General features: G+C 69.5%; 17 protein-coding genes and 3 pseudogenes. 8 read left to right on the top strand and 12 right to left on the bottom strand.

The annotated features are described in order from the left end of the window. Positions 1–13: 13 nt before the first annotated feature. A complete protein-coding gene (locus AB0M62_RS14205) occupies positions 14–730 on the bottom strand; it encodes a lysophospholipid acyltransferase family protein (RefSeq protein ID WP_366074449.1) in 717 nt (238 codons plus the stop codon). Positions 731–1,093: 363 nt separating this feature from the next. Further along, on the bottom strand, positions 1,094–1,588 hold the full coding sequence (locus AB0M62_RS14200) for a peptidylprolyl isomerase (protein ID WP_366074448.1): 495 nt from the start codon (positions 1,586–1,588) through the stop codon (positions 1,094–1,096). 368 nt (positions 1,589–1,956) lie between these two features. On the opposite strand from AB0M62_RS14200, the pseudogene AB0M62_RS14195 reads away from it, so the two are divergent. From AB0M62_RS14195 to AB0M62_RS14180, 4 genes and pseudogenes are all read left to right on the top strand, one after another. Then, a pseudogene (locus AB0M62_RS14195) lies at positions 1,957–2,184 on the top strand (cytochrome d ubiquinol oxidase subunit II); the annotation flags it as partial. Between the two features lie 87 nt (positions 2,185–2,271). Further along, a complete protein-coding gene (locus AB0M62_RS14190) occupies positions 2,272–2,886 on the top strand; it encodes a serine hydrolase (RefSeq protein WP_366074447.1) in 615 nt (204 codons plus the stop codon). A 153-nt stretch (positions 2,887–3,039) separates the two neighbouring features. Next, positions 3,040–4,419 (top strand): FAD-binding oxidoreductase, encoded by a 1,380-nt coding sequence (locus AB0M62_RS14185; protein WP_366074446.1) that lies wholly within the window; start codon positions 3,040–3,042, stop codon positions 4,417–4,419. Between the two features lie 196 nt (positions 4,420–4,615). Beyond that, positions 4,616–5,080, top strand: coding sequence for a hypothetical protein (locus AB0M62_RS14180; RefSeq protein WP_366074445.1), 465 nt, complete (start codon positions 4,616–4,618; stop codon positions 5,078–5,080). Between the two features lie 55 nt (positions 5,081–5,135). Here AB0M62_RS14180 and AB0M62_RS14175 read toward each other — a convergent pair whose 3' ends face one another. From AB0M62_RS14175 to AB0M62_RS14165, 3 genes and pseudogenes are all read right to left on the bottom strand, one after another. Then, on the bottom strand, positions 5,136–5,966 hold the full coding sequence (locus AB0M62_RS14175; protein ID WP_366074444.1) for a SpoIIE family protein phosphatase: 831 nt from the start codon (positions 5,964–5,966) through the stop codon (positions 5,136–5,138). Positions 5,967–6,015: 49 nt separating this feature from the next. Next, positions 6,016–6,252, bottom strand: a pseudogene (locus tag AB0M62_RS14170) (SpoIIE family protein phosphatase); the annotation flags it as partial. 46 nt (positions 6,253–6,298) lie between these two features. Beyond that, positions 6,299–6,952: pseudogene (locus AB0M62_RS14165) on the bottom strand (PAS domain-containing protein); the annotation flags it as partial. A gap of 131 nt (positions 6,953–7,083) precedes the next feature. On the opposite strand from AB0M62_RS14165, the gene AB0M62_RS14160 reads away from it, so the two are divergent. After that, positions 7,084–7,620 carry a hypothetical protein gene (locus AB0M62_RS14160; protein ID WP_366074443.1) on the top strand — a complete coding sequence of 179 codons (537 nt, stop codon included), beginning with the start codon at positions 7,084–7,086 and terminating at the stop codon, positions 7,618–7,620. 177 nt (positions 7,621–7,797) lie between these two features. Then, the gene (locus tag AB0M62_RS14155) at positions 7,798–8,253 is read left to right on the top strand and encodes an ATP-binding protein (protein WP_366074442.1); all 456 of its coding nucleotides are present in this window, start codon (positions 7,798–7,800) and stop codon (positions 8,251–8,253) included. Positions 8,254–8,297: 44 nt separating this feature from the next. Here AB0M62_RS14155 and ppk2 read toward each other — a convergent pair whose 3' ends face one another. After that, positions 8,298–9,281: a polyphosphate kinase 2 gene (ppk2, locus tag AB0M62_RS14150; RefSeq protein WP_366074441.1), complete on the bottom strand. Its 984-nt coding sequence runs from the start codon at positions 9,279–9,281 to the stop codon at positions 8,298–8,300. 31 nt (positions 9,282–9,312) lie between these two features. Next, complete coding sequence (locus tag AB0M62_RS14145; RefSeq protein WP_366074440.1) at positions 9,313–9,624, bottom strand: DUF4235 domain-containing protein; 312 nt, start codon at positions 9,622–9,624, stop codon at positions 9,313–9,315. Between the two features lie 171 nt (positions 9,625–9,795). Between AB0M62_RS14145 and AB0M62_RS14140 the strand changes: the two genes are divergently transcribed. Continuing rightward, positions 9,796–10,113 carry a hypothetical protein gene (locus AB0M62_RS14140; RefSeq protein WP_366074439.1) on the top strand — a complete coding sequence of 106 codons (318 nt, stop codon included), beginning with the start codon at positions 9,796–9,798 and terminating at the stop codon, positions 10,111–10,113. 36 nt (positions 10,114–10,149) lie between these two features. Here AB0M62_RS14140 and AB0M62_RS14135 read toward each other — a convergent pair whose 3' ends face one another. From AB0M62_RS14135 to AB0M62_RS14115, 5 genes are all read right to left on the bottom strand, one after another. After that, complete coding sequence (locus tag AB0M62_RS14135) at positions 10,150–10,308, bottom strand: hypothetical protein (RefSeq protein WP_366074438.1); 159 nt, start codon at positions 10,306–10,308, stop codon at positions 10,150–10,152. An 86-nt stretch (positions 10,309–10,394) separates the two neighbouring features. Beyond that, positions 10,395–11,351: a cytochrome c oxidase assembly protein gene (locus tag AB0M62_RS14130; RefSeq protein ID WP_366074437.1), complete on the bottom strand. Its 957-nt coding sequence runs from the start codon at positions 11,349–11,351 to the stop codon at positions 10,395–10,397. A gap of 111 nt (positions 11,352–11,462) precedes the next feature. Continuing rightward, positions 11,463–12,488: a 6-phosphofructokinase gene (locus AB0M62_RS14125; protein WP_366074436.1), complete on the bottom strand. Its 1,026-nt coding sequence runs from the start codon at positions 12,486–12,488 to the stop codon at positions 11,463–11,465. A gap of 165 nt (positions 12,489–12,653) precedes the next feature. Next, positions 12,654–13,382: a glutamine amidotransferase gene (locus AB0M62_RS14120; RefSeq protein WP_366074435.1), complete on the bottom strand. Its 729-nt coding sequence runs from the start codon at positions 13,380–13,382 to the stop codon at positions 12,654–12,656. A gap of 19 nt (positions 13,383–13,401) precedes the next feature. Then, positions 13,402–14,640, bottom strand: coding sequence for a MurT ligase domain-containing protein (locus AB0M62_RS14115; RefSeq protein WP_366074434.1), 1,239 nt, complete (start codon positions 14,638–14,640; stop codon positions 13,402–13,404). A 114-nt stretch (positions 14,641–14,754) separates the two neighbouring features. On the opposite strand from AB0M62_RS14115, the gene def reads away from it, so the two are divergent. After that, the gene (gene def, locus AB0M62_RS14110) at positions 14,755–15,294 is read left to right on the top strand and encodes a peptide deformylase (protein ID WP_366074433.1); all 540 of its coding nucleotides are present in this window, start codon (positions 14,755–14,757) and stop codon (positions 15,292–15,294) included. Positions 15,295–15,299 lie beyond the last annotated feature (5 nt).

Here is a 15,299-nt window from a genome sequence, read left to right as displayed (position 1 = left end):
CGCGGATTCGCCTTCAGCGCAGCAGCCTGGGGAACCTTTTCGCCTGTTGCTCGGCCTTGACCTCAGCCTTGACGTCGGCCGCGTACCGGTCGACGTACTCCTGCCCGGAGAGTTCGAGGATGGCGTACATGATTTCGTCGGTGACGGCCCGGAGCACGGCCTTCTCGTTGTCCATACCCTCGTACCGGGAGAAGTCCAGGGGCTCTCCGAAGCGGATCGTCACGCGCTTGACACGCGGCACGACCTGCCCGGGCGGCTGGATCTCGAACGTGCCGACCATGGCGCACGGCACCACCGGGACCTGCGCCTTGAGCGCCATCGCGGCGACGCCGACCTTGCCCTTGTACAGGCGTCCATCGTGCGAGCGCGTGCCCTCGGGGTAGATGCCCAGAAGTTCGCCCTTGGCGAGGACACCGAGCCCCTCGCGGATCGCGGCCTGGCCGGCCTCCTTACCCGACCGGTCCACCGGGATCTGCCCGGCGCTGCGGAAGAAGGCCGCGGTGAGCCGGCCCTTCACGCCGGGGCCGGTGAAGTACTCGGCCTTCGCGAGGAAGGTGATGCGCCGCTTGATGATCGCCGGCATCAGGAAGTGGTCGGAGAACGACAGATGGTTACCCGCCACGATGGCGGCGCCGTCGGCCGGAATGTGCTCAAGTCCCTCGATACGCGGCCGGAACAGCACTCGGAGCAGCGGTCCCAGCAGCACGTACTTGAGCACGTAATAGAACATGGGGCGGCTCCTCGCTCTGCCGGATCAGTTCCAGGGCTGCGTTCTGCCAGGTCAGTGGACATCTCGGGGGAGCACAGCCTATGTGCAGTTGTCCTCCCGCGTAACCGTGCCTGATGGGGTCAATGCCGACCGGTGCAGACTTTACTGACTCGGCATCAGGTTGGGGACCGGGCGGTCGTCTGGTGCGCAGCCGGGGCGGTCCGCCGACCCGAGAGGCGCATCAGCACAGGGTGAGCGGACTACGGGAGGCCGACCGGATACCGACGGGTCGCGGGGCCGAAGCCGGATTCGGTTCGTACGCACGCAAGGCGGCGGTCCCTTCCGAGTCGGACGGGACCGCCGCCGTTGTGGCAGAAGGGCGGATCAGCCCTCGAGAACGCCCGAGGCAGCGACCTCGATCTTGGCGCTGGTCGCGCCCGAGCGGGAGCCCAGCTTCTCGATCTGCTGGACCAGGTCAGAACCCTCGACGACCTCGCCGAAGACGACGTGCTTGCCGTCGAGCCACGGGGTGGCGACAGTGGTGATGAAGAACTGCGAGCCGTTGGTGTTGCGGCCGGCGTTCGCCATCGACAGGAGGAACGGGCGGTCGTGCTTCAGCTTGAAATTCTCGTCCGGGAACTTCTCGCCCCAGATGCTCTTGCCGCCCGTGCCGTTCTGGTTGGTGAAGTCGCCGCCCTGGAGCATGAACTCAGGGATGACGCGGTGGAACGGCGAGCCCGCGTAACCGAAGCCGTGCTGGCCGGTGGCGAGCTCGCGGAAGTTCTGCGCGGTCTTCGGGACGACGTCGTCAAAGAGGTTGAAGACGATACGGCCGGCGGCCTCGCCGTTGATGGTGATGTCGAAGTAAACGTTGCTCATGAGTCCATCCTCTCACTACCCGTGTCGCCACTCCCGCTCGACAGGACGGGGTGCCGGCCGCCACGTGGACGTGGTCCCGCATGAGCCGCGCATACCGGTCACTGCCGTGACCTGCAAGGAGTCGAGCGGAGTGTCACGCCGCAGAACGTGTGCCGGGCCCAGCAGCACTCGCCGGGGCAAGGAAAAGAGCCGGCCGCCACGCGGCCCCTCTGGCCGTCGTCAGCGCGGGCCGGCCGGTGACCGCCAGATGTCCAGGCTGTCATGGGCGGTATATGCGTGCATCTCCGCCGCGGCACCCGGGCAGCCCTCGGTATTCCACGACGACGGCAGCGTCGCCCTGAGGCCGTGCCGCCGTCCGGGTGGCGAGCGCGGCCGTGGCCATGCTCTTCCTGACGCTGTTCCCCGACGTCATGCCTTCCTCGCTCAACGACGACTGGAGCCTCACGGTCGACAACGCGTCGTCCACCGAGCTCACGCTGACGATCATGACCTGGTTCGTCGGGATCGCCCTTCCCCTCGTGGTGCTGTACCAGGGCTGGAACTGGGTGTTCCGCAAGTGGATCGGGACTCGGCACATCAGCGACGCCGCCCACTGAGCAGCCAACCGGCAGCCGACCCCACGGACGGCCTCTGTTAGAAAGATCCGAGAGACCAACAGCCGATCGCGAGGGCCCACCAACACCATGCCCATCACACGACGCGCCGCCCTGTCCGCTCTCGCGGTCCTGCCACTCGCCGGATGCACGTCCTCCTCCTCCGCCGGCGCCGCACCGGCGGAGGCGTCCACTGCGGCGGCGCCGAGGGGTCGCGTTTTCGAGAAGCTGGAGAGAGAGTTCGACGCCCGGCTCGGCCTGTACGTGATGGATACCGGTAGCGGACGGATCGTCACCCACCGGCCCGACGAACGGTTCGCCTACGCCTCCACCTTCAAGGCCCTTGCCGCCGCAGCCGTACTGAAGCAGAACTCCATCGAGGAACTCGAAGAGCTCGTGATGTACAGCCGCGACGACCTGGTCATCTACTCGCCGATCACGGAACAGCACGTCGACACCGGCATGACCCTGCTCGACCTGTGCGACGCCGCCATCCGCTACAGCGACAACACCGCGGGCAATCTCCTCTTCAACGAGCTCGGCGGTCCGACGGGTCTGCAATCCGCCCTCGCCGACCTCGGCGACAACACCACCCGGGTCGCTCGCTACGAGACCGAGCTCAACGAGGCCACCCCGGGCGACACACGCGACACGAGCACCCCCGCGCTGCGAATATGTCGGGAGCCGGCGCCCGGCGAGCAGTAAGCCGTTGGAGTTGCGTGGCTCCGTAGTCGACGGGAACCTGGTCATGTCAGCCCTCGGCGTCCGCTTCCGCTTCGGGTCGATGTGGGGTGCCTGGGCGCCGGCCGCCGGACAACGCCGCGGTGACCAAGTCCGCGCTCCCATCAGGAGATCGTCATGGACAGCGCAACTCTGGAAGAGATGCAGACCACGCTGCGCGGGCCGGTCATAGGTCCGCAGGACGCCGAATACTCCCAGGCTCGCAAGGTCTACAACGCAATGATCGACAAGCGACCCGCCGCCATCGTGCGGTGCGCGGACGCTGCGGATGTCATGGCTGCGGTCAGCTTCGTCCGCGACAACGGACTGGAACTCGCCGTCCGGGGTGGCGGACACAGCGGCCCCGGCCTCTGTCTGGTGGACGACGGCGTCACCATCGACCTCTCGCCGATGCGGGGGGTACGTGTCGACCCCGTCGGACAGACCGCCCAGGTCGGCGGCGGCAGCCAGATCAGCGACCTCGACCACGCCACCCACGCCTTCGGACTCGCCACACCCGCCGGCATCATTTCGATGACCGGCGTCGGAGGCCTGACCCTCGGCGGCGGCCACGGCTACCTCACCCGCAAGTACGGCCTGACCGTGGACAACCTACTGGCCGCGGACGTCGTGCTGGCCGACGGCAGCGTCGTCACCGCGAACGAGACCGACTACCCGGACCTGTTCTGGGCACTGCGCGGTGGCGGCGGCAACTTCGGCATCGTCACCTCCTTCACCTACCGGCTCCACCCGGTGGACACGGTCGGAGTCGCGATCACCGTGTGGCCGGTCGATCGCACCCGCGAGGTGCTGGCGTGGTACCGGGACTTCCTCCCGCAAGCGCCCGAGGACGTGTACGGCTTCTTCTCGCTCTTCGTCATCCCGCCCGGCCCGCCGTTCCCCGAAGAGCTCCACGGGCAGAGGATGTGCGGCGTCGTGTCGTGCTACACCGGTGACCCGAGTCGCCTCGAAGAGACATTCACGGCAGTGCGGGAGCCCGGACCGCCGGCCTTCCACTTCACGACGCAGATGCCTTACCCCGCGTTGCAGAGCATGCTCGACGACGTGATTCCCACCGGGTACCAGTGGTACTGGCGCGGCGACTTCTTCGACCGCATCCCGGACGCTGCCCTGGACGTGCACCTCAAGTACGGCGAGAGCATCCCCACCCCGCTTTCGCTGATGCACCTCTACCCGGTCGACGGGGTCGCCCACCGGGTGGGCCGGGACGACACCGCCTGGAGCTACCGGGACGCCGTATGGTCCGGCGTCTTCGCCGGTGTCGACCCCGACCCTGCCAACGCCGAGACCATCAGGCAATGGTGCGTCAACTACTGGGAGGAGATGCACCCGTACTCCATGGGCGGCTCGTACGTGAACTTCATGGGTTCGGGCGAGGGCCAGGACCGGGTCCGGGCCACGTACCGCGACCACTACGACCGGCTGGCACAGGTCAAGCGAGCATACGACCCGGACAACCTCTTCCACGCCAACCAGAACATCAAGCCGGCCCAGTAGCCCTGACCACGGGGTCTTGCCGTCCGTGCTCAGGATGCTGTCGATTCGCCTCTGGTGCCACGGCGCTGCGCTCGCGGAACAGCTCTTTCGGCGCAGTGGCCGTGCTTTTCCCTGCCGTTGATCTTTATCTGTCCGGGGGTGTCTGTCCGGTGCCCCTTCACCTCGGAGCAGGTTCAGTCACGAAAGGGCGAAGCGTATGCGCAAGGCGATGCTCGGCGCGTTGATGGTCTTGATGGTGTCCGGTACAGGAATGGCTATGCCCGCGCCGGCCGGCGCGCAGCCGGCCCGGAGCCCCGTTCTCCGCGCGGAGAGCGAAGTCACGCTCGCGTACGACACACCCCTCCTCACCGCGAAGGACGATCGCGTCACCTGGCACTGGGTGGTGACGAACACCGGCGACGCCCCGGTGTTCAAAGTCGCCTTGACTCAGTTTCTCCAGCCCTCGATGCGCGTGACCATGGTCAGCGATGTCTGCGCCGTGACGGCGGAGCAGGTGATCGAGTGCAAGTGGGACACCCTGGGGCCCGGCGAGAAGGCCGAGGGCGTGGTCGAGGCCGACCTGCCTCCGGGCATGAGCGGTGCCGTGCGGATCAACGGGCGAATCGTGTGGGAACGCAGCCCGAGCGCCGACAGTTTGGCTCCTGCAACGGACGGCTCGTAGAGCCGACCAGCGCGGGCGACGGACCTCCCGGTGGGAGGTCCTGGAGCGTGCCCGCTCACGATGACTCACCCGCAGCACAGTGCCGGTTACCTGCCCGCGGGCGGATGCGGGAGCTCCTGTTCGGTCCAGATCGTCTTGCCGTCGGTGCTCTGGCGTGAGCCCCAGCGCTGGGACACCTCGGCACAGATGAACAGACCGCGGCCGCCTTCGCGCTGGCCCGCGCATGGCGGAGATGGGGCGTGACGGCGCTTGCGTCGGTGACTTCGCAGGTGAGAGTGCGCCCCTTGATGAGGCGCAGCCGCAGCGGCGGGGCGCCGTAGCGGATGGCGTTGGTGGCCAGTTCGCTCACGATGAGCTCGGTGGAGAAGGAGAGGTCGTCGAGGTCCCAGAGAGCGAGTTGGCGGCGCGTACGGGCACGTGCGGTGGCCACGGTGGCGGGGTCAGGCGGCAGTTCCCAGCTGACGACCTGGGCGTCGTCGAGGGCGTGGGTGCGGACCAGGAGCAGGATCGCGTCGGCGCCGACCGGCGTGGGCGGGACCGTGCGTGCGGCCTCGTCGCGCAGTTGGTCCAAGGGGCGCTCGGTGTCGGCCAGGATCTGCCGCAGGCGGTCCTGGCCGTTCCGGGCATTGGCAACGTCGGCGTACAGGAAGGCGTCCGTTTGGAGGGCGATGATGCTTCCTGTGGCCAGCTCCAGGCGGGTGGTGGCGAACGGTGTGCTCTCGTCGCCTCCGAGTGGGGGAGCCGCGGGGATGTCGGCGATCTCGGTGGTTCCGTCGGGGTGCGCGAGGACAGGTGGCGGCAGGCCGGCGCGGGCGACGGTGAAGCTCAGGGTGAGGGGGTCGTAGATCCCGTACAGACAGCCGGCCGTCAGCTCCTGGCTCTGCACCGGGTCGGTGGTCGGGAGGGCGGCGCGTTTCGGCGGCGAGGCGTGCGACGGTGTCGTTGAGACGAGCGAGCAGTTCGTCGGGCTCGAGGTCGAGCTCGGAGAGGGTGTGGAGCGCGGTACGCACTTGGCCCATGGCCATGGTGGTGTGGATTCCGCCGCCGGCGACGAGGCCGACGGTGAGAGCCACGCGCGCGCCGGAGAGGGGAATGATGTCGAACCAGCCTCCTCCCACGCCGGCCGGCAGGTGGAAACGGGCGCTTTCCACGGCCGTCTGCGCGGGTGGCATCCGTGGGAGAAGATGCCGCTGGAGGGTCCGTACGGGCCCGGGCCCGCTCTCGGTCGCTGACGTCGACCACCGCCGTCGCGGCGCCCAGCACCTGGCCGTCGGGGTCCTGGAGGCGGAACACGGATACGGAGTAAAGGTGCTCGCGTTCGGGGGCGCTGGGCGGACGGGCGCCCACGATCCGTTCGAGTACGGGCTCGCCGGACGCGAGCACTCCCCGGACCATCGCGTCGGCCGCGACGGGGTCGGTCAGCTGGACCACCTCCTGCAGGCGGCGACCGACGAGCTGCGGGCCCGTGAGCGCGCTCATACCGGAGGCTGCGATGTTCACCCGCAGGACCCGCAGATCCGGATCCAGGACCTGCATACCGATGGTCGACTGGGTGAACAGCGCATCCAGGAGGGCATGGCCGATTTCGTCGGGGCCGCCCCGGGTGTCCGGCGGCGGGCGGAACAGGCCCCAGGCCGGGACCCCGTCCGGCCTCGTGACCGGCCGGACCAGCAGTCCGGCGTTCTCGGCCACGCCGCCCGGTCGTGCTCCCGCCACGCCGTCCGACCGCGTCCAGGCCGAGGAGAGGAGCGCCGCGACCGGACGCCCCACCGTTTCGGAGGCCGCACGGCCGAACAGCTCGTGGGCCTCTCGGCTCCACTCCACCACGCGACCCGCGCGGTCCGCGACCAGCAGCGCGTCGTCCGATGCCATGGGCAGATCGCCTCCGGGTCCCTTTTCGACGTCCCCAGCTTGCCTTCACCGGGTCCGGACCGCATGTCGGCATACGGGACGATGCGAACCGGGTCTGGCCAGCGGGAAGAACGCGGCGTAATTTGAATTACATGATTACCAATGAGGAGAAGGAGGCGCTGCGCGGCTGGATTGCCGGGCGGCTGCCGGAAGGACTGTTCCTCGAGCTTCTGGACGTGACCGTCGACCGCGAGGAGATCACGGTCGTGGGCCGGATCCCGGAACCCGAGCTGAGCGCCGAGACTTCCGCCACGGAGCGGGGCGCGGCGATCGAGGGCCGCATCGCGGAATTCCGCGAGCGGACCCGTGAGGACCGCATCCGGGTGGCACGTGACGCGGAACGCAGGTTCCGCAGGAAGGTGTCATGGGGTGTGGAGTGCGGCGGCAGGCGTGCCCTGTTCACCACGGTCGCCGCGCCGGTGATGACCCGCCTGCGGCAGCCGGAGCGCCAGGTGCTGGACACACTCATCGCGGCAGGCGTCGCGCGCAGCCGCAGCGAGGCGCTGGCGTGGTGTGTCCGCCTGGTGCAGAAACACGCGGACGACTGGCTGGAGGACTTGCGCGACTCCCTGGAGAACGTACGTAAGGTTCGCGCGCAGGGCCCGGACGGCGGCCCGGACGCGGACTGAACGGCCGGCCGCTCCCGGGATCGGAGGGCCCGGGCCTGCCGCATCGCGGAGACGCGCTGCTCCACGACCGAGATGAGGAGCCGCGGGAAAACGGACTGGCTTAGTCCCCGGGACACGGGGTAGGCGAGCACATCGGAGATCCTCTCCGACCACCCCCAGGCGCCCCGGCTGGAGATCATGAGCGAGCCCACCACCACCCGACCGGTTTCACGACGGGGAGCTGACGTGCGCGTGGAACCCCTGCTCCGCGCGGAGGTGTTCAAGGGCGAGCCTGGTTGTATCGCCGAGGCCCGCGCACTCGCCGACCGCTTCCTCGGAGAACTCGCGGCCGAGTGGCTCGCCGAGTTCGGCGAGCGCAAGCGCAGCGACCTGCTCCTGACGGTCAGTGAACTGGTGACCAACGCCGACCGCTACAGCCGCGGTCCGTACCTCCTGGAGCTGGAGGGCACCGCCGACCTCATCACCGTCACCGTGTACGACAGCAGCTCGGCCCTGCCCCTCCTCTTCGGGCAGGATCCCCAGCGGCTCGGCGGCCACGGCATGGAGATCGTGGTCGCACTGTGCGACCGGCTCAGCGCCGAGCGCGTACCGGTGGGCAAGCGCGTCCGGGCGGAGTTCGAGCTGAGCACCTGAGCCTCGGCGACGCCGCGCGGTCGTCAGACCTGGCCCCCAGAGCCTCAGCCGGTCCGGCCACCGTCAAGGCCACCGTCGGGCGGATGGTCACCGGGGCCCTCCCGCCGGGCGGCGAGCGGGGTGGGGGAGAGATTGGTCCGCTCCTCGCCCGGTTCCAGCAGGGTGTCGGCCACGCCGACGATGAGCGGATCCGGCTCCCCGACCGCCTTCTCGTCCTTGCTCGCGTAGTCGAAGCGCCACAGCAGGCTGCGCATGGCTTCGATGCGGCCGCGTTTCTTGTCGTTGTTCTTCACAACGGTCCACGGCGCGTACGGCGTGTCCGTCGCCCGGAACATCTCGATCTTCGCCTCGGTGTACGCGTCCCACCGGTCGAGCGAAGCCAGGTCGATCGGTGAGAGCTTCCACTGCCGCACCGGGTCGACCCGCCGGATGGCGAACCGGGTGCGCTGCTCGGCGCGCGACACCGAGAACCAGAACTTCACCAGCAGAATGCCGTCATCGGTGATCATCTGCTCGAAGAGCGGGGCCTGCTCCAGGAAATGCTGGTACTCCGCCGGGCTGCAGAAGCCCATGACCCGTTCCACCCCCGCGCGGTTGTACCAGGAGCGGTCGAAGAAGACGATCTCGCCGGCGGACGGCAGATGGGCCACATAGCGCTGGAAGTACCACTGGCCCGCTTCCCGCTCGGTGGGCTTCTCGAGAGCCACGACACGGGCCCCACGGGGATTGAGCCGCTCCGTGAACCGCTGGATGGTGCCGCCCTTGCCGGCCGCGTCCCGGCCCTCGCACAGGACGACAAGCCGCTGGCCGGTGTCCTTCACCCACCGCTGCAGCTTGAGCATCTCGATCTGGAGCACCCGTTTGTGCTGGTCGTACTCGCCTCGGCGCATCCTCCGGTCGTACGGATGGTTCTCCCGCCAGGTCTGCAGCGGCTGGCCGGTCCCCCCGAGCAGAATCGGCTGCTCGGGGCGCCGGTCGTCCACCGTCATTCCGTCCAGCAGGCCGTCCCGGTCACTGTCGGCGTCCATGCGCGGCTCCTCAGCTCCCCGGTGTCCGTCCCTAGTCCCGGCCCCGGGCCGTGGGAGCGGGCCACACGCCGGTCGCGCGGCGGATGCCCGCGGCGCCGGACCGGTCCACGGCGCTGCGTACGACGGCGAAGATCGCACCCTGCACCGCCGCCGCGAGGAGGATCTCGCCCCAGCCACGGTCCTCGTCCAGGGCGTCCGGGGCATTGTCCTCGTGCCTGATCAGCTTCCAGGCCTGCTGGAAGGCCATGCCGGCCAGCGCACCACCGGCCCAGCCGAGGACGAACCCCACGGGCTTGTACGCGAGCGGAAGCTTCCGCTTTTTGGCCTTGATCCTGCTGCTCATCCGAACTCCTTCGAGGTCATGGCTCTCGACGGGCGGTACGCCTCGCATGCTGGCGTTTTCCCGCTTCGGGCCGCCGCACACGCGCGGCATCCCGTGCACATCACCGCCGGAATCGAGGACACACGTACCAATATGAGCACTCAGCAAAGGGAACCGTACAAAGAGCGGACCGTGGGGACCCGGCGTCGCGCCGAGGTCGAGGCCGCACACCACGCGCTCGACGCCGAAGCCGCCGGGCCGGACCGGCAGACGCAGCTCTCCCGGGGAGCCCTGACCGGTTATCTGTGGGCACTGGGCCGTGGGGAGGACGCCCCCATCACAGGCGCCCGCGGCGAGGGACCGCCGGACATCCCCCAGCTGACCGCGGAGGTGGACGCCGCCACCGTGCAGCTGGAGGACACCACGCAGCGGATGGTCCCCCGCGACTACATACGAGGCGTACACGACGCGCTGGCCTGGGTGTGCGGCCACAGCGACGACAGGCCGTGAACACCGGCTCACGCCCGGGCAGACCCATGCGCAGCCTCAGGTGCTGCGCGACACCGCCATGCCGGCCGTGATCAGGCCGAGCACGATCCAGCCGAACCACAGCCAGCCGTTGCTGCCGAGCGCCACGGTGTAGGCGGTCACGACCACCAGGCCGCCGATCGTCACCACGGCCATCGCCTTCGTAGATCCGGGCATGGGGGTTCCCTTCTCCCGGCAGCCCGGACGGCGCGCGCCCGGACGGCGGTCAGGGACCCATCGTCGCCCCGGAGAGGCGCCCGCCGCTACCGCCCGCGCGTCTGGAGCGACGCGAGATAGGCGTTGTACGCCTCCAGCTCCTTGTCGCCGTCGCGGTCGGCGGCCCGGTCGGCGCGCTTCGCTGTCCGCTGGTCGGACTTGTACCACTGGAAGACCAGGGCGAGCAGGACGAGGACCGAGGGAATCTCGCTGAACGCCCAGGCGATGCCGCCGGCGGCGTTCTGGTCGGCCAGCGCGTCGATACCGAGGGACGCGGGCGGGTTCGCGTAGGTACTGACCATCGGCTCGGTCGCCATCATCAGCGCGATGCCGAAGAACGCGTGGAAGGGCATGCCGGCGAAGAGCTCCAGCATCCGCATCACGTAGCCGGGCCGGTGCGGACCCGGGTCCACGCCCATGATCGGCCAGAAGAAGACCAGGCCGACCATCAGGAAGTGCACCATCATCGACACGTGCCCCACCTTGCTTCCCATCAGGAAGTCGAAGAGGGGGGTGAAGTAGAGGGCGTACAGACTCGCGATGAACAGCGGGATGGTGAACACCGGATGGGTGACGACCCGCATGTATCGGCTGTGCAGCAGTGCCACCAGCATTTCCCGCGGGCCCTTGTGGCCGCGCCTGGCGGAGGGCAGCGCGCGCAATGTCAGGGTCACCGGTGCCCCGAGCAGCAGCAGGATCGGGGACAGCATGCTGATCACCATGTGCTGGACCATGTGCACGCTGAACATGACCATGCCGTAGTCGTTGAGCTTGGTGCAGGTCACGAACGCCAAGCTCAGCACACCGAGGGTGAACAGCACGGGGCGGGCGGCCGGCCAGCTGTCGCCGCGCCTGCGCAGTCGTAGTACCGCCCAGCCGTACAGCACCAGTGCGACCAGGCTGCCGGTCAGGAAGAAGGGGTCGGGGGAGAACTCCAGCCCGCGCCCCAGCGTGAACGGCGGCAGGTCCATGGTCATGCCTTCGCCGTGCCCGCTGTGATCCATCTGTTCTCTCCCGAGGGGGATGCCCCTGAATCGCGTCTGTTGTCCGCCCAAGACTAGAACCGCCCCCGGCCACTGCTGCGGCCGGGGGCGGTCAATTGTGTACGGGACGGCTCAGAGCACGCACTCCGCCTCTTCGTACCGCTCGTCCGGCACCGTCTTCAGGGTCTCGACGGCCTGCGCGAGGGGCACCATGACGATGTCCGTGCCGCGCAGGGCGGTCAGCATGCCGAACTCACCCCGGTGGGCGGCCTCGACCGCGTGCCAGCCGAAGCGGGTGGCGAGGACGCGGTCGTACGCGGTAGGCGTGCCGCCCCGCTGCACATGCCCGAGGATCACCGGCCGGGCCTCCTTGCCGAGGCGCTCCTCCAGCTCGATGGAGAGCTGCCGGGCGACACCGGCGAAGCGCTCGTGCCCGTAGATGTCCTTGCCGCCCTCGTCCCAGGACATGGAACCCGCACGGGGCTTGGCGCCCTCGGCCACCACCACGATGGCGAACCGCTTGCCGGCGGAGAAACGGCGTCCCACGACCTTGGTCAGCTCGTCGATGTCGAAGGGGCGCTCCGGTACGACGATGGCGTGGGCGCCGGCGGCCATGCCCGAGTGCAGGGCGATCCATCCGGTGTGGCGGCCCATGACCTCGACGATGAGCACGCGCTGATGCGATTCGGCGGTGGTCTTGAGCCGGTCGAGGGCTTCGGTGGCGACACCGACTGCGGTGTCGAAGCCGAAGGTGACGTCGGTCGAGGCGATGTCGTTGTCGATGGTCTTGGGGACGCCGACGATGGGCAGGCCCGCCTCGGACAGCAGGTTCGCCGCCTTGAGCGTGCCCTCGCCGCCGATCGGGATGATCGCGTCGAGACCGAGGTCCGCGACATGCCCGCGGGCACGCTCGACACCGTCGCGCAGATGCGCGGGCTGCACCCGCGAGGAGCCGAGGATGGTTCCGCCGCGGGCGAGGATGCCGCCCACCGCGTCCAGGTCGAGCTTCCGGTAATCGCACTCCAGAAGCCCCTTCCAGCCGTCGTGGAAGCCGATGACCTCGTCGCCGTGGTCGACGACGGCACGGTGCACGACCGAACGGATGACGGCGTTCAGGCCGGGGCAGTCGCCGCCGGAGGTGAGTACACCAATTCGCATTGCCCGAAATACCTTTGCAACGTGGGCCGACGACCGGACCACGTCGTCCGGCTGGATCCCCGCCACCCTACAAGCGCGGGGTGGCGGGACCGAATCGCACGTCCGGGTGCTGGACGCGTCGGTGCGGTGGGCCGGAGGGTACCCCCGGCGACAGCTGGGGGAGCGTCAGGCGGGCTGGGTGGCCGCGCTGATCCGCTCCGCGCGCAGAGCCTCGTACCACCGGTCGTCGACCGGAGGCAGCGCGTTCACGTCGAGGGCCAGTTTGAGCAGCAGGTCGGCGATCTGCGGGTTCCGCGCAAGCACGGGGCCGTGCATGTACGTACCGAAGACCGTGCCGTTGTACGCGCCCTCGGTGCCGTCGCCGGTGCCGTTGCCCTTGCCCAGGCGTGTCCGGGCAAAGGGCCTGGCCGTCGGGCCCAGGTGCGTGATGCCCTGGTGGTTCTCGAAGCCGGTGAGCTGGGGCAGGCCGAGCGGCTCGTCGATGTCGGCCAGCACGTCCCCGACGCACCGCTCGCCCTCGCCGCGGGTACTGACCACGTCGATCAGGCCGAGACCGGGCTCGCGCTCGCCGAGGTCGTTGATGAACTCGTGCCCGAGGATCTGGTAGCCGGCGCACACCGAGAAGACGATCGCGCCGTTGGAGACCGCCCGCTCCAGCCCGCCGTCGCGGCGCAGCCGCTCCGCGGCCAGACGCTGCGGCCGGTCCTCGCCGCCGCCGATCAGGTAGATGTCGCCGGAGGTCGGGATCGGCTGGTCGCTGCGCACGTCCACGCGCGCCACGTCCAGGCCGCGCTGACGCGCCCGGCGCTCCACCACCAGGGCGTTGCCCTGGTCTCCGTACGTGCTCAGCAGGTCCGGGTAGATCCACACCAGGCGCAGGCTGTTGTCGCTCATTCTCGTCATCCTCTGCGGGCTAGTTGCCGACGCGGCGGCGCAGGTCCTGGAACGCGGTGTAGTTGGCGATCGCCTCGATGCGTCCCGGCGGTGCCAGCTGCACGGCCTCGTCGACGGTCTCGCAAACCCGGAAGTCGAGGTTGGCGACCTCGAGGCGGACCGCGAGGTCCAGCTTGCGGTCGCCGATCACGAAGATCGGGTGGCCGTTGAGCCGGGTGTAGTCGACGTCCCAGAGCCAGGAGGTGTCGGTGCCGTCCGCGCCGCGGGCGTTCACCGCGAGGATCACCGGAGTGGGCGGCGGGTCGATCAGGGAAAACGTTTCGAGCCAGCCCGCCGGGTTCTTCGCCAGCAGAAGCCGCAGCTCACGGCCCTGGAAGCTCACCACGTCGTAGCGACCGGCAACGGCCTGTACCTGGTACATGCGCTCCAGCGCGACCTGCGGAGGCACACCGAACGCGGCGGCGACAGCCGCGGAGGTCGCCGCGTTCGCCTTGTTGGCGCGGCCGGGCAGCTGCAGATGGATCGGCCAGGCCGAGCCGTGCGGGTCCAGTACGTGGTCGCCGGAGAGCACCCAGCTCGGGGCGGGGCGGCGGAAACCGCACTCGCCGCAGAACCAGTCGTCACCCGGGCGCTGCATCACACCGCCGCAGGAGGGGCAGGACCAGGCGTCGTCCTTCCACTCCTGGCCGGCCGCCACCCACACCACGTTGGGCGAGGAGGACGCGGCCCACACGATCAGCGGGTCGTCGGCGTTGGCGATGACGACCGCCTTCGTGCCCGCAAGGCCCTCACGCCACTTCTCGGCGAGCATGCGGGTCTCCGCCGCCCGGTCGAGCTGGTCGCGGGAGAGGTTGAGTAGCGCGATCGCCTTCGGCGTCACATCGCGTGCCACGCCGGCGAGGTACTTCTCGTCGACCTCGATCACGCCGTAGCGGGCGTCCGAGCCGCCCGCCAGCGCCGAGGTGATGCCGGCCGGCATGTTGGCGCCGAGGGCGTTCGAGACGACCGGACCGCTGGCCCGGAGGGCCTCGGCGATCAGCCGGGTCGTGGTGGTCTTGCCGTTGGTCGCCGACACGAGGACGACGTCCAGGTGCTGCGCCAGCCGCCCCAGCAGATCGGGGTCGAGCTTCAGCGCCACCTTGCCGCCGATCACCGATCCGCTGCCGCGCCCCGCGGCGCGTGACACCGCTGCCGCGGCCTTGCCCGCCGTCACGGCCAGCTTGGCCCGCGGCGACAGCGGCTCCGTGTTGCCTGCCATCGTCCTTGATCCTCCTTGCGTCGGTCCGGGCTCAGCCTATCGAGATCCGGCCACGGCCCTGACCGCGGCACCGTGCGGAAGGTGCGGGACCCCGCCGGACGTAGGGTTGCGGCCATGCGACGGCGTCCGATTCCCGGCAGTTCCGGCTTTGTGCGCACCATGAGCCTGCTCGGCGATCCGGTGCTGCACGGCGCCTGCGAGCCGGTCACCGACTTCGGTCCGGCCCTGTCCCGGCTGATCGAGGACATGTACGCCACGATGTACGCGGCCGAAGGCGTCGGGCTGGCGGCCAACCAGATCGGTGTTCCGCTGCGGGTGTTCGTCTACGACTGCCCCGACGACGAGGACGTCCGCCATGTCGGGCACCTCGTCAACCCGCGCCTGGTGGAGGCCGACGGGATCGAGATCCGCGGTCCGGAGGGGTGTCTGTCGCTGCCGGGCATCGAGGCGGGCACGACCCGGTTCGACCGGGCTGTCGTCGAAGGCGTCGACGTGGACGACGTACCCGTCCGCGTCGAGGGAACCGGATTCTTCGCGCGCTGCCTTCAGCACGAGTGCGACCACCTGGAGGGCACCGTCTACACCGACCTGCTCACCGGGCTGCGCCGGCGCCGGGCCCTGCGGGCCGCGCGCCGGGCGCCCTGGAGCGGGTGACGCGA

This window comes from Streptomyces sp. NPDC051219 (assembly GCF_040682335.1).
Classification (GTDB): domain Bacteria; phylum Actinomycetota; class Actinomycetes; order Streptomycetales; family Streptomycetaceae; genus Streptomyces.
The sequence above is the reverse complement of the archived record's forward strand: the minus strand, read 5'-3'. Positions and strand labels throughout refer to the sequence as shown.